The sequence below is a fragment of the Arthrobacter sp. NPDC056886 genome, assembly GCF_042788715.1.
Taxonomy (GTDB): domain Bacteria; phylum Actinomycetota; class Actinomycetes; order Actinomycetales; family Micrococcaceae; genus Arthrobacter.
The window spans coordinates 235,196-247,935 of record NZ_JBHUBT010000007.1; the positions used below are offsets into that span (position 1 = coordinate 235,196).

Genomic DNA, 12,740 nt, shown 5'->3' on the forward strand with positions numbered 1-12,740 from the left:
TCCTCAGAGCCTGCCGCAAAGCCGGAGCATCCGGAACGCTGAGCGCCGGCCGGCCCAGTAGGCGATGCACGCCACGACGGCGACTACACCGAGGACTTTCGTAGGGCTGGACAGCTGCTCCGCCGCGATTCCCCTGGCTAGGCTCAGCGCATCCAAGCTGCCGCCGGGCGCGGCCGACGCCGGAACTGGCTCCGGGGCAGCCGTCGGGGCCGGCTCCGCGGCCGACGCCGGAACTGGCTCCGGGGCAGCCGTCGGGGCTGCCGTCGGCACCGGTTCCGCTGGTGCTTCGGAAACTAGAGGTGCTCCCTCCGCGAGCATGGCCTGCAGGTTTTTCGCGAAGAGGGACATCATCTGCTCGGTGACGCTCCCGATCACCCCTTTGCCCATGGCCGCGGCTTTTCCGGACAGCACGAGATCTGCGCTGACGGACCCCCGTGTGGCCGCGCTGTCTTCGGCCAGTGTCAGGGTGACAGTGGCCTCGGCGGTGCCCTGTCCGCGGGTCTCCTGGGCCTTGCCGGCAAGGACGGCGCGGTGTTCCGCGGCGTTTCTTTCAATGACGTTCAGCAGGCCCCTGTATTGCATCGTGACCGGGCCGAGCTTTACCGTCATGCCCACTTGGTAGGCGTCCTCCGAGAGCTTGTTCAGGATCTTGGCCCCGGGAAGGCAGCCGGCCACCCTTTCAAAGTCCATCAGTGTGTGCCACACCTGGCTTATCGGTGCGACCACCGAGAACGTGCTGTCAATGTGCATGCGCTGGTTCCTTGTCTCTCGCTCGTCCGTGCCTCCGGCCTGGTTGCTGGCCGGCACCCCGAATTGCGGCTGCCAGCTCTGCCAACGCCCGGTAGCTGTGGCCGCTGACGAATGCGTCGCAATAGGGCAGTGCTGCTGCCATGCCGCCCACGAGGGGCTGGTACTGCGGTGCCGCCTTGCGCGGATTTACCCAGATGATCCTGTGGGCGAGCCGGCGAAGGCGGGCCATTTGCGCCGCGACCTTTTCCGGATCCTCGTACGCCCAGCCGTCCGAAAACACCACCACCACTGCGCCCCGCGCCAGTCCGCGGCGGCCGTGCTCGTCGACGAAGCGCCGGAGGCATTCGGCGATCCGGGTTCCGCTGGCCCAGTCGGGCGCGGAGACGGCGGCGCGGGCCAGAGCCTCGTCCGGATCGCGCAGGGCCAGTTGCCGCGTAAGCCTGGTCAGCCTCGTGGAGAAGACGAAGGCTTCGGCCCCAGCCCCGGCCACGGCGCCCTGCAGCAGGGAGATGAAGACGCGCGCGTAGGGCTCCATCGATCCGGACACATCGCACAGCAGCACCAGTTTGCGGCGCTGCTCGCGCCGGCGGGCGTACAGCAGCAGTGGGGCGTCGGTTCCGGAGCGCCGGGCAGCGCGAACCGTCGCGCGGACGTCCAGGCTCGCCGTGCTGTGTGCGGACGTGCGTGTGCGGCGGCTCAGGCGCAGCGGTGTCGCCAGCTGCAGCGCGGCGGCCAGCCGCCGCACCTCAGCTACTTCATCGGCAGAAAGCTCGGCGAAGGAGGTCCCATGCAGGTGTTCGTCCGCGGAAACCATGGCCAGGACGGCATTCCGATCGGCGCGGGGACCCTGGGCCGAGCTGTCCCGGCCGGGGGAGGCCACACGCGGGTGCTGGCGCGTACCGTCGGCCGTGCCCGCCTCCCGGGTGCCTGGCGCCGCGAGCCTGGTCCCTGGCTGCGGTGCGGGCGGCGCCGGCACTGCCGGGCGGGCCACCCGGCCCGGTTGAGCGGCGCCTGCATTCTTGCCGAACACGGCGGCGAAGACGGCATCAAACAGGGGCACCTGTTCGCGCGCGGACACGAGCACCACGCGGCAGGTCCAGTACAGCTGCTCAAGCTGGGCAGGGGGGATCAGGTGGAGCGCCTCGGCCAGCCGTGCGGCCCGGTCCGGCGACGTGGCAAGACCGGCCCTCCGGATGGCCGTGACGAACGCGGCGGACAAGGCTGCTGCCTCGACCCGTGGCGGCCAATCGGTGGCGCTGTTGTCTTGGGCGGCGCCGTGGACTTCAGCCATCGGTGCCCTCCACGAGCCAGGCCGCCCCGCGGGAGCCGACGAGTTCGAGGTCATCGCGGTTCTTGACGATGGAGCCCCACGTTTGCTCGGTGATGCCGGGGTCGATCCGGGCCACCCCGAGCACAGCCAGGGCCGAGACCCAGTCGATTGCCTCGGATATGCCCGGGGGCTTGGCGAGGTCCAGTGTCCGCAGCCGGGTTATGACGGCCGCGGCCTGGAGCGCCAACGGGCCGCTGCTGGCGGGAACCCGGCGGCGCACGATCTCGGCGATCCGGGCCGGTCCGGGGTAGTCGATCCAGTGGTACAAGCAGCGGCGGGTCAAGGCGTCATGAAGGTCCCGCGTCCGGTTGGAAGTGAGGATCACGATGGGCGGATGGGTGGCGCGGATGGTGCCCAGCTCCGGGATGGTGACGGCGGATTCCGCCAGCAGTTCAAACGTGAAGGCCTCGAATTCGGCGTCGGCGCGGTCGATCTCATCCAGGAGCAGCACGGCAGGCCGCGGGCCGGGATGCTCCAGCGCCTGCAGGAGCGGCCGCCGCAATAGGTACTGGGGGGCGAAGAGGTCAGTTTCCGTGACCTCGGTGTCGCGGACTTCGGCCAGCCGGATGCCGAGCAGCTGGCGTTGGTGGTTCCATTCGTAGAGGGCCTCACCGGCGTCGATGCCCTCGTAGCACTGCAGCCGGTACAGCGGGGTGTCGAGGAGTCCGGCCAGCGCCTTGGCGGCCTCCGTTTTCCCGACTCCCGCCTCGCCCTCGAGCAGGATGGGCTGCGGCAGGCGGACGGCAAGGAACAGCGCCGTTGCCAGCCCCGCGTCGGCCAGGTAGTTGGTGCGGTCCAGCGCGGCCATCAGCGACCCCACATCCGGGACCCGGCGCTGCACGTCCTCCTCCGCGCCGGCCCGCGCCGCCGTCGTCATAGGGCCCCCTGCAGCCCGTCAAGCAGGCGCCTGTAATCTTCCTCGGTGTCCACGTCCAAGGGGACGGGACCGGGCGTGCGGACCTCGACGACGTCGTCCGCCCGCTGTTCGAGCAGCTTCCAGACTGCTTTGTCGCCGTGCAGGGCGGCCAGATCCGGAAGCAGGCGGCGGGCAAACGCCAGAGGGTGCCCCACGCCGTCGTCGTAGCGGCACACCGCGATACCGCCTAAGCCAGCAGGACCGGCGCCGGCGCCGGCCGAATTGGCGCCGGAACTGATCTGCTGGAGGGCGCCGAGCAGGGCCCGCACGCTCGCGGCCCGGACACCGGGCTGATCGCCGAGCAGCAGGACTACCGCGTCGGTATCCGGATGCAGGGCGGCGAGCGCCGTGGCGATCGAGGACGCGCACCCGTCGCCGAAGGCCGGGTTGAGTACCACCTCGCAGCCGCTGGTGTCGACAGCGCGCTCTACTTCGGCCGCCGCGCCGCCCAGGGCCAGCACCGTCTGGCCGAACTCGCAGTCCCGGGCAGTCGCCAGGACGGCATCGAGCAGCACCCCCGTGCCGTAGGGCAGTAGCTGTTTGGGCCGGCCCAGGCGCCGCGACGCACCCGCGGCCAGGATGATGCCCGCAATCCGGGGCTCAGGGCTTCCAGGCCGCCGCAGCGATTCAGGTCGTGAGGGCATAGCGCTCCGGATCTTTGCGGAAGGCGGCCCGGCAGCCGGGGGAGCAGAAGTAGACAGTGATCCCGTTGTGTTCCAGGTGCAGGGATGACTCGAGGGCCGGGACAGACATGCCGCACACCGGGTCGACCGCGCTCGCCGGCACTGACTCCGCGCTCGCAGGCCCCGAGTCCGTGGGCGCCTCCATGCCTGCGGGCGTCGCGGCAGCGGGCGCCGCAAGGGGCGGGGAAGCACGCCTTGCCTTGGACCGTTCCCCAACCAGCTGGGCCAGGATTGAAAGCGCGATCTCCCCGGGGGTCCGGGCACCGAGCTGCAGCCCGGCCGGCGTGAAAACCCGCGCCCGCTGGGTGTCGTTGACGTCGAGGGATTCCAGGACGGCGGCGCCGCGGGTCTCGCTGGCCACGAGGGCGACGTAGGGGACGCCCGCGCGCAGGGCCGCCTCCAGCGCACCCTCTTCCGCTCGTCCGTGCGAGGCGACAATCAATGCCGCGTCATCGCCGCGGGGGTCAGCGGATTCGCCGACCGTCAGTTCGACTTCGAGGCCGACGCCGGAACCGAGCGTCGCCAGCGCCTGCGCCACCGGCGTCGTGCCCACCACCAGGACCCGGGGCGCCGGAATCCGCGGCTGGAGGAAGATCTCGATCGCCCCGCCGCTGAGGCAGGGATTGGAGACCTCGACGGCGCCTTCCGCCGCGGTCCGCGACGGTTCTCCGGGCAGCACCCGCAACAGGAGGGGTTCCTGGGAGGCCAGGACCTGCAGGCTGTACTCGCGCACCGATGCCTCGACACAGTTCCCGCCCACAAAGCCGTGGATCTCCCCGGTAGGCAGCACCAGGGCCGTGTCCCCTGCGTGGGCGCTCGTGGGGCGCTGGGCACGCACCACCGTGGCATGGACAAACGGCTCGCGGCGGCTGGCGAGCTCATCGGCCCTGGTGGCCAGGGACTCTGCGATGGTGGGCATCAGATCGGCGGCCTGGCCCGGCCCTGCATGGCGGCCCAGACGCGGGCCGGGGTGCAGGGCATGTCCACATGCGTGACGCCGAACGGCGCCAGGGCGTCGACAACGGCGTTGACGATCGCCGGCGGGGAGCCGACGGTGGCGGACTCGCCGATGCCCTTCGCCCCGATCGGGTGGTGCGGTGATGGGGTGACAGTGAATCCGGTCTCCCAGTCCGGCACCTCCATGGCCGTGGGGATCAGATAGTCCATGAAGGACCCGGCCAGGCAGTTGCCGGCCTCGTCGAACTCGATGATCTCCATCAGCGCCATGCCGACGCCGTCCGTCAGACCGCCGTGCACCTGGCCCTCGATGATCATCGGGTTGATCCTGGTGCCACAGTCATCCACCGCGACGAAGCGCCGCACCTTGACCTGACCCGTGCCGGGGTCGACGTCGACGACGCAGATGTAGGCGCCGAACGGGAAGGTGAGGTTCGGCGGGTCGTAGGTGACCTCGGCGTCCAGGTTGCCGTCCACGCCCTCGGGCAAGGCAACGGTGCCGTGGGCGCCCATGGCGATCTCGGCGATGGTCTTGCCGACGCTGGGGTCGCCCTTGACAAACCAGCGGCCCTTTTCCCACTCGAGGTCCTCGGGGCGGGTTTCAAGCATGGCCCCGGCGATCAGCTTCGCCTTCTCGCGCACCTTCCGGGCGACGAGGGCCACGGCGCCGCCGCTGACCGGCGTCGAACGGCTGCCGTAGGTGCCCAGCCCGAACGGGGTCTGGTCCGTGTCCCCGTGTACCACCTCGATGTCCTCCGGCGGGATGCCGAGTTCCTCGGCCACGATCTGGGCGAAGGTGGTCTCGTGGCCCTGGCCTTGGCTTTGCACCGAGATCCGGACCACGGCCTTGCCGGTGGGGTGGACGCGCAGCTCGGCGCCGTCGGCCATGCCGAGGCCCACAATGTCGAAGTGCTTCCGGGGGCCGGCCCCCACGACTTCCGTGAAGAAGGACACGCCGATGCCCATGAGTTCCCCGCGTTCGCGCTTTTCGGCCTGCTCACGGCGGAGGTCCTCGTACCCGGCCAGTTGCATCGACAGGCGCATGGCGGCCTCGTAGTCACCCGAGTCGTAGACCCAACCGGTCTTGTTGGCGTAGGGGAACTGCTCCGGCTTGATGAAGTTCTTGAGCCGGAGCTCCGCCGGGTCCATGTCCAGCTTGCGGGCCAGGACATCCACCATCCGCTCCACCAAGTAGACGGCCTCGGTGACGCGGAAGGAGCACGCATAGGCGACGCCGCCGGGCGCCTTGTTGGTGTAAACGCCGGTGACGGAGCAGTAGGCGGCCTTGAGGTCATAGCTGCCGGTGAAGATGGAGAAGAATCCGGCCGGGTTCTTGGTGGGCTGGGCGGTGGCGTTGAACGCGCCGTGGTCGGCCAGCACGTGGGTGCGCAGTGCAAGGATCTTGCCGTCCCTGGTCGCCGCGATGTCACCCTGCATGATGTAGTCCCGGGCGAACGAGGTCGACATCAGGTTCTCGGAGCGGTCCTCCACCCATTTGACCGGGCGGCCGGAGACGATCGAGCCGACGACGGCGAGGACGTAGCCGGGGTAGATCCCGACCTTGTTACCGAAGCCGCCGCCGATGTCGGGGGAGACGATCCGGATCTTGTGCTCGGGGATACCGGCCACGATCGCGAACAGGGTCCGGTGTGCGTGCGGGGCCTGGGTGGTCTCGTAGAGCGTCAGCTTGCCGTTGACCGCGTCGAAATCGGCGACGGCGCCGCACGTCTCCATTGGGGCGGGGTGCACCCGCGGGTATACGACCTCCTGGCTGACCACAACGTCGGCGGAGGCGAACACCGCATCGGTTTCGGCTTTGTCGCCGATCTCCCAGTCGAAGATCCGGTTGTCCGTCCGGCCCTCGATCTCGTCCCGGATCACCGGTGCGTCCGGCTCCAGGGCCTTGCGGGCGTCCACCAGCGGGGGAAGCACATCGTATTCGACGTCGATCAGCTCTAGCGCGTCCCGGGCGGCGTAGCGGTCCTCGGCCACGACAAACGCGACCTCCTGCCCCTGGAAGCGGACTTTGTCGGTGACCAGCACGGCCTGGACATCCGCGGAGAGCGTCGGTGCCCACGCCAGTTTCAGGCCCAGGAGGTCTTTGCCGGTGATGACGGCCACGACTTTCGGATGCGCCAGGGCGTTGGTGGTATCGATGGACACGAGCCGGGCGTGCGCCACCGGAGCGCGCAGGATGGCGCCGTGCAGCATCCCCGGCAGCACGATGTCATCCAGGTAGTGGCCCTGGCCGCGCACGAAGCGCGGATCTTCCTTCCGCTGGATGCGGCCATAGCCGATCGGGCGGTCTTCGTCGCCGGCGGCCGGGTTTGACGGCCGGTCATGGATGACAGTCATGCCTTCACCTCCGTGCCTGTTTCCGCTGTCTCTGTGGCGGTGTTGGTGCCATCGAGCACTTCGTCGGTGGTGGGTGCGCCTGTGGCGTCCGCGACGGCGGTGTCGGGACCGGCAGGATGGGCTGCGGCCCATTGCACCGAACGGACAATCGTGGCGTAGCCCGTGCACCGGCAGATCTGCCCGGAAATGGCCTGCCGAATCTCGGTGTCGTCCGGGTGCGGATTCTTATCAAGGAGCGCGCGGGCCGTGAGCATCATCCCCGGGGTACAGAAGCCGCACTGCAGCCCGTGCTCCTCCATGAAGCCCTGCTGGACGGGGTCGAGGGTGCCGCCGGTGGCCAGTCCCTCGACGGTGCGGATGTCGTGCCCCGCGGCCATGGCGGCCAGGACGGTGCAGGACTTCACGGGCTGTCCGTCCATCAGGACCACACACGTCCCGCAGTTGCTCGTGTCGCATCCCCAGTGCGTACCGGTGAGGCCCAGGACCTCGCGGATGTAATGGACCAGGAGCACCCGGGGCTCGATCTCGCTCGTGACATCGTTGCCGTTGACGGTCATGCTGATCTGCATCGGCTTCAGCCTTCCTGCATCTGGGCGGCGCGGGCACAGGCCCGCCGCAGCACCCTTTGGGTAAGCTCATCGGCGAGATGCCGCTTGTAGTCGACCGGGCCGCGCTGGTCCGCCACCGGATCGCAGGCCGCCGCTGCCAGCCTTCCGGCCTGCGCGTACAGGTCCTCGTCCGGACGCCTGCCGCGGAGCACGGCGGCGGCCTCGGCCACCAGGTGGTCAAGGCCCAGCGCGGTGAGTCCGACGGCGGCGTCGTCGACGGTCCCGTCCGCGGCGAGCGTGACTGCGGCGCCGGCGGCGCCGACTGCCCAGTCCCCGACCCGGCGTTCGACCTTTTCATAGGCGCTGCCCGTGCGGGGCCGGATGCCGAACCTGAGTTCGCAGAGCAGCTCGTCCTGCCCGACCGCGGTTTCATAAGGTCCGCGGTGGAACTCGGACATGGACAGGATGCGCTCGCCGCGTGGCCCGCGGATCACTGCCTCGGCGGCAAGGACATCACAAACGGTGGAGAGGTCCTCGGCGGGATCGGCCTGGCAGAGCGAGCCGCCGATGGTGCCGCGGTTGCGCACCACGGGGTCGGCGATCACCAATTCGGCGTCCCGCATAATGGGGAACAGCGCGGCGACCTCCTCCGATTCCAGCAACGTGGTGTGGCGCGTCAGGGCGCCGACCCGCAGCTTATTGCCGTCACGGAGGACGAAATCGAGCTCGTAGAGGTCATTGATGTCGATCAGCCATTCGGGCCGGGAGAGGCGAAGCTTCATCATCGGCAGGAGGCTGTGGCCGCCGGCCACCACCCGGGATTCGGGGCCGTACCGGGCGAGAAGTTCCAGCGCGTTGTCCACGCTGGTGGCGCGCACGTAGTCAAATGGAGCCGGAATCTGCATAGTCCCTACCTCACTCCGAACGGCCGGCGGCGTGGTGCAGCGGCAGCGTAGCGCCGGATTGAGGTCAGTCTTGCCCCGGCCTGAGTGGACTGTCAATATCGTCATAAGCGAAAGGTTATGAAGCCGTGGCGATGACATTGGGACAGTTGCGGACGTTCGCCCTGGTGGCCAAGCTGGGCTCTCTTCACGCGGCCGCTGTCCAACTCGGAGTCAGCGAACCTGCCGTTTCGACAGCGCTTGCCGCCCTCAGGCAGGATCTGGGTGATCCGCTCTTCGTGCGCGCCCACGGCGGGATCGCGCTGACCCCCGGGGGCCGCGCGCTCGCCGAACACGCCCAGGACATCGTGGGACTGGCGGACCGGGCCCGGTGGGAGGTGGCCCACGCCCAGACCGAGACCGGCCGCCTGAAAATCGTGGCCACGGCGCCGTTTGCCGAGCACGCGGCCGGCCGCCTGCTGGACCTGTTCACCCGCCGGGTTCCCGGCGCCTCCGTCGATGTGGTGGTGGAGGAGGCCGAGGACATTGCATCGCTGTTGCTGGAGCGCGTCTATGACATCGCCCTGGGAGCCCGGCCCCCCGTCCGCAACGGTTCCCTTCCCAACCCTAGTGGCGACGTCGGCATCGACTCGGTCCCGTTCCTGCGGTACCAGCGGATTGTCGTGGCGGCCGCCGGACATCCGCTCGCCGCCCTTCACGGACCCGTAGCGCTGGCCGAACTGTTGCGCAGGCCGTGGTTTGCCGGTCCCGCCGGGATCCAGGCGTTCAGCGAGGAGGGCCGCTGGCTGGCTTCCCAGGCAGTGGCGCCGGAGATCGTCCGGTTGAGCAGCGAGACGGAGGCACTCGCCGCCGTCAGGGCGGGGGAAGGAACCATGCTGGCGCTGGGCCATATTGTCCGGACTGAAATCCGCACCGGATCCCTGGCCCGTGTCCCGGTGGCCGGAACGCCGATTTCCGGGCTCTGGTGGGCCAGTACGCTGGACCGCCGCCGGGCAACCACCATGGCGCGGACCCTGCAGAGGTTTGCTGGCACCGCCGACGCCACCGCGGCCATGGTGGCCCCCGGCGGTTCACGGGGGCTGGAACGGCGGGGGTCCAAGTTCCACGTGGCGCTCTGGAGCTGAGGCGCCTGCCGAGGTGTCGCTGGCGCTGTGTCGCGTTGCACAACGCCGGGGCGGGTGCTACCCCTTGAGGGTTAGACGATCCATTCACCCGCGAGAAGGAGTAGCAATGACGTTGTCCCGAGACGAAGACAGCTCGCTGCGGCATTGGAGCAGCCGGCTGATTCAGGCGCTGCAGATCCTCGACCTGGAAGTCGACCACGAAAAGATCGTCCAGGTCGCGGACGAGTCCGTCAAAGCCGTCGGCCCGCATGCGGACGCCATCAGCGCGTTCATTGTGGGATACGCGGCCGGCACCGCGTCCACCAACGGCCGCAAGAGCACGCAGGAGGCAGTGCACGCCGCATCGAACAAAGTCATTGAGCTCTGCGAGCACGGCGAGTCCGGCGGCCCGGACGAGGAAGGCTGGGCCAAGAGGGCCCAATAACGCTGTGACAGTGACGCAGTAGCGCCCGCGCCCCACCGCGGGACATGCCCCACGGTGGGGCCCAGGGATGCGCATGTTGGTGTTATGTCCAGTGGCCGGGGCCGGGGTTGGGCATGTCCCGCGGCCCCGGCCCGCGCTGTCTTGTGCCTAGGGTGAGGCCACCCCGGCAGGGACGGTTGCCGCGGCCTCGGGCGTCTGGTCAAGGCTCGGCTCAAGCCGGACGATGACCGCCTTTGAGACCGGCGTGTTGCTGCCCTCGGCCGTGTGGTTCAACGGCACAAGCACGTTGGCCTCGGGGTAGTAGGCAGCCGCGCAACCGCGTGCCGTGGGGTACGAAACCACGCGGAACTTGCGCGCCACACGTTCCTCGCCGTCGTCGTACACGCCGTGGACGTCTACGAGCTGCCCGTCCGCCAGGCCGAGTTCCGCGATGTCGTCAGGGTTCACGAACACCACATGGCGGCCCTTCTTGATGCCACGGTAGCGGTCGTTGTGCGAGTAAATGGTGGTGTTGAACTGGTCATGGGAGCGCATGCTCTGCAGGATCAGGGTTCCCTCCGGCCGCTGGACAAGTTCGAGATCGTTGACCGTCAGCACAGCCTTGCCGGTGGGTGTGGGGAAGGTGCGGGAGTCCCGGGGACCGTGGGCGAGGACAAACCCACCTTCCTGCCGGATCCGCTGGTTGTAGCCCTTGCAGCCGCCAACGACGCGGGAAATGTGATCGCGGATGAGGTCGTAGTTCTTCTCGTAGCCGTCCCAATCGGCTTTGATTTTGTCGCCCACCAGGAGCTTGCCCAGCCGGCTCACGATGGCGGGCTCCGAGAGCAGGTGATGGGACACGGGCTCGACGCTGCCCCAGGACGGGTGCACTGCGCAGACGGTGTCTTCCACGGAAACGAACTGGGGTCCGGATTCCTGGATGTCGATCTCGGTCCGGCCCATCGTCGGGAGGATCAGCGCCTCGCGGCCCGTCACAGTATGCGACCGGTTCAGCTTGGTGGAGATCTGGACCGACATCTCCGTGTTCTCCATGGCTGCCACGGCGGCATTCGTGTCCGAGATGGCCCCCACTAGGTTGCCGCCCAGGGCGACGAACACCTTGATCTCGCCCGCGCGCATCTTGTTGATGGTTTCGACGGAGTCCGTGCCGTGCTCGCGGGGCGGTTCGAAGTCGAACTCTTTTCCGAGGGCATCCATGAAGGACTGAGGCATCTGCTCCCAGATGCCCATGGTGCGGTCGCCCTGCACATTGCTGTGCCCGCGGATGGGGGAGGCGCCGGCGCCCGGCTTGCCCATGTTGCCGCGCAGCAGCAGGAGGTTGATGATCTCCTTGATGGTGGCGACACCCTTCTTCTGCTGCGTGATGCCCATGGCCCAGGTGATGATAACTTTCTCGGCCTTGAGATAGCGGTCGGCGAGCTCATCGATGTCCTCGCTACGCAGGCCCGTGGCTTCGAGCACCGTGCGCTCATCCAGCCGGGCCAGATGCTCCCTAAGCTCCTCGAGTCCCTCGCAGTGTTCGGCCAGGAAGGCGTGGTCCAGGACCGTCCCGGGGTTCTTGGCTTCGGCGTCGAGCACCCGCTTGGACACGGCCTGCAGCAGGGCCATGTCGCCGCCGATCCGGATCTGGAGGAACTGGTCCGCGATCTGGGTGCCGTGGCCGATCACGCCCTTCACCTCTTGCGGGTTCTTATAGCGGCGCAAGCCGGCCTCGGGAAGGGGATTGACGGCCACGATCTCGCCGCCGCGGTTCTTGCACGCCTCGAGTTCGGTCATCATACGGGGGTGGTTGGTGCCCGGGTTCTGGCCCATGACGATGATCAGGTCGGCTTGGGCATAGTCGTCGAAGCTGACTGTCGCCTTGCCGATGCCGATGGTCTGGCCCATCGCCCAGCCCGAGGATTCGTGGCACATGTTGGAGCAGTCCGGCAGGTTATTGGTGCCGTAGCCGCGGACCATCAGCTGGTATAGGAAGGCGGCCTCGTTCGAGGTCCGGCCGCTGGTGTAGAACGCCGCTTGGTCGGGGGAGTCCAGGCCCTTGAGCTTGCCGGTCACGAGCCGGAGCGCTTCGTCCCAGTTGACCGGCTTGTAGTGGTCCTCGCCCGCGGGCTTGTAGACCGGTTCGGTAAGCCGGCCCTGCATGCCAAGCCAGTACTCGGACCGGCTGCGCAGTTCGCTGACGGGATTCTCGGCCCAGAAATTATCGGGGACCACCACCGGGGTCGCCTCCCAGGTCACGGCCTTGGCCCCGTTTTCGCAGAACTCGAACGCCTTGCGGTGGTGCGGGTCCGGCCACGCGCAGCTGGGACAGTCGAAGCCGTCCTTCTGATTCATGGCCATGACGGTCTTGCGGGTCCGGTTCAGGCCCATTTGTTCGATGGCCGGCTTCATGGAGTGGTACACGCCTGGGACACCGGCGGCCCAGCTCTTCGGCCCGTCCGCTACAACGAGGTCTTTCTCGGACGGTTCCTCGATCTGAGGAGTCTTGCGAGTCACGTGAACTTCCCTTCTGCAACCACCGTCCGGAGCGGACGGCGTGCTGATCTGCTGCCACTATGCACCATACCGTCAGGCCTATCAGCTAGATCGGAGCGCCGCAAGCAATAGGCCGGCCCCGGCCTCCGCGTACCGCCCGTCACCCGCGCATAACCCTTATACCAGCACAGTCTTGGCCCTTGCTGAGGGTTTGCTGTTCGCCGGCTGCAGGTAGCAGGGACCAAAAATTCGGGTCCTCGATGGGTAGCCGTTACG

11 protein-coding genes are annotated in these 12,740 nt (G+C 68.4%); 2 read left to right on the forward strand and 9 right to left on the reverse strand.

Annotated features, from left to right (window positions below; genetic code table 11):
* Nucleotides 1–3 precede the first annotated feature (3 nt).
* The 8 genes from ACFRJ8_RS14015 to ACFRJ8_RS14050 are packed head-to-tail and all read right to left on the reverse strand — an operon-like array spanning nt 4 to nt 8,444.
* Nucleotides 4–750: an SRPBCC family protein gene (locus ACFRJ8_RS14015; protein WP_377986770.1), complete on the reverse strand. Its 747-nt coding sequence runs from the start codon at nt 748–750 to the stop codon at nt 4–6.
* The gene (locus ACFRJ8_RS14020) at nt 740–2,041 is read right to left on the reverse strand and encodes a VWA domain-containing protein (protein WP_377986771.1); all 1,302 of its coding nucleotides are present in this window, start codon (nt 2,039–2,041) and stop codon (nt 740–742) included. Before ACFRJ8_RS14020 ends, ACFRJ8_RS14015 begins: the two co-directional genes overlap by 11 nt.
* Nucleotides 2,034–2,957: an AAA family ATPase gene (locus tag ACFRJ8_RS14025; protein ID WP_377986772.1), complete on the reverse strand. Its 924-nt coding sequence runs from the start codon at nt 2,955–2,957 to the stop codon at nt 2,034–2,036. The genes ACFRJ8_RS14020 and ACFRJ8_RS14025 overlap by 8 nt, the downstream gene beginning before the upstream one ends.
* Complete coding sequence (locus ACFRJ8_RS14030; protein ID WP_377986773.1) at nt 2,954–3,640, reverse strand: NTP transferase domain-containing protein; 687 nt, start codon at nt 3,638–3,640, stop codon at nt 2,954–2,956. Before ACFRJ8_RS14030 ends, ACFRJ8_RS14025 begins: the two co-directional genes overlap by 4 nt.
* Entirely contained in the window at nt 3,624–4,598 is a 975-nt protein-coding gene (locus tag ACFRJ8_RS14035) for an XdhC family protein (protein WP_377986774.1), read from the reverse strand. Before ACFRJ8_RS14035 ends, ACFRJ8_RS14030 begins: the two co-directional genes overlap by 17 nt.
* Entirely contained in the window at nt 4,598–6,991 is a 2,394-nt protein-coding gene (locus ACFRJ8_RS14040) for an aerobic carbon-monoxide dehydrogenase large subunit (protein WP_377986775.1), read from the reverse strand. Before ACFRJ8_RS14040 ends, ACFRJ8_RS14035 begins: the two co-directional genes overlap by 1 nt.
* Nucleotides 6,988–7,560 carry a (2Fe-2S)-binding protein gene (locus tag ACFRJ8_RS14045; protein WP_377986776.1) on the reverse strand — a complete coding sequence of 191 codons (573 nt, stop codon included), beginning with the start codon at nt 7,558–7,560 and terminating at the stop codon, nt 6,988–6,990. The genes ACFRJ8_RS14040 and ACFRJ8_RS14045 overlap by 4 nt, the downstream gene beginning before the upstream one ends.
* A gap of 5 nt (nt 7,561–7,565) precedes the next feature.
* Nucleotides 7,566–8,444: an FAD binding domain-containing protein gene (locus ACFRJ8_RS14050; RefSeq protein WP_377986777.1), complete on the reverse strand. Its 879-nt coding sequence runs from the start codon at nt 8,442–8,444 to the stop codon at nt 7,566–7,568.
* A 131-nt stretch (nt 8,445–8,575) separates the two neighbouring features.
* Between ACFRJ8_RS14050 and ACFRJ8_RS14055 the strand changes: the two genes are divergently transcribed.
* Together ACFRJ8_RS14055 and ACFRJ8_RS14060 are read left to right on the forward strand one after the other, a co-directional pair.
* Nucleotides 8,576–9,565 (forward strand): LysR family transcriptional regulator, encoded by a 990-nt coding sequence (locus ACFRJ8_RS14055; RefSeq protein WP_377986826.1) that lies wholly within the window; start codon nt 8,576–8,578, stop codon nt 9,563–9,565.
* A 106-nt stretch (nt 9,566–9,671) separates the two neighbouring features.
* Nucleotides 9,672–9,989: a DUF6457 domain-containing protein gene (locus tag ACFRJ8_RS14060; protein WP_091561751.1), complete on the forward strand. Its 318-nt coding sequence runs from the start codon at nt 9,672–9,674 to the stop codon at nt 9,987–9,989.
* A gap of 147 nt (nt 9,990–10,136) precedes the next feature.
* On the opposite strand, the gene ACFRJ8_RS14065 is transcribed toward ACFRJ8_RS14060, so the two are convergent.
* Nucleotides 10,137–12,485: an FdhF/YdeP family oxidoreductase gene (locus tag ACFRJ8_RS14065; RefSeq protein WP_377986778.1), complete on the reverse strand. Its 2,349-nt coding sequence runs from the start codon at nt 12,483–12,485 to the stop codon at nt 10,137–10,139.
* Nucleotides 12,486–12,740: the final 255 nt, after the last annotated feature.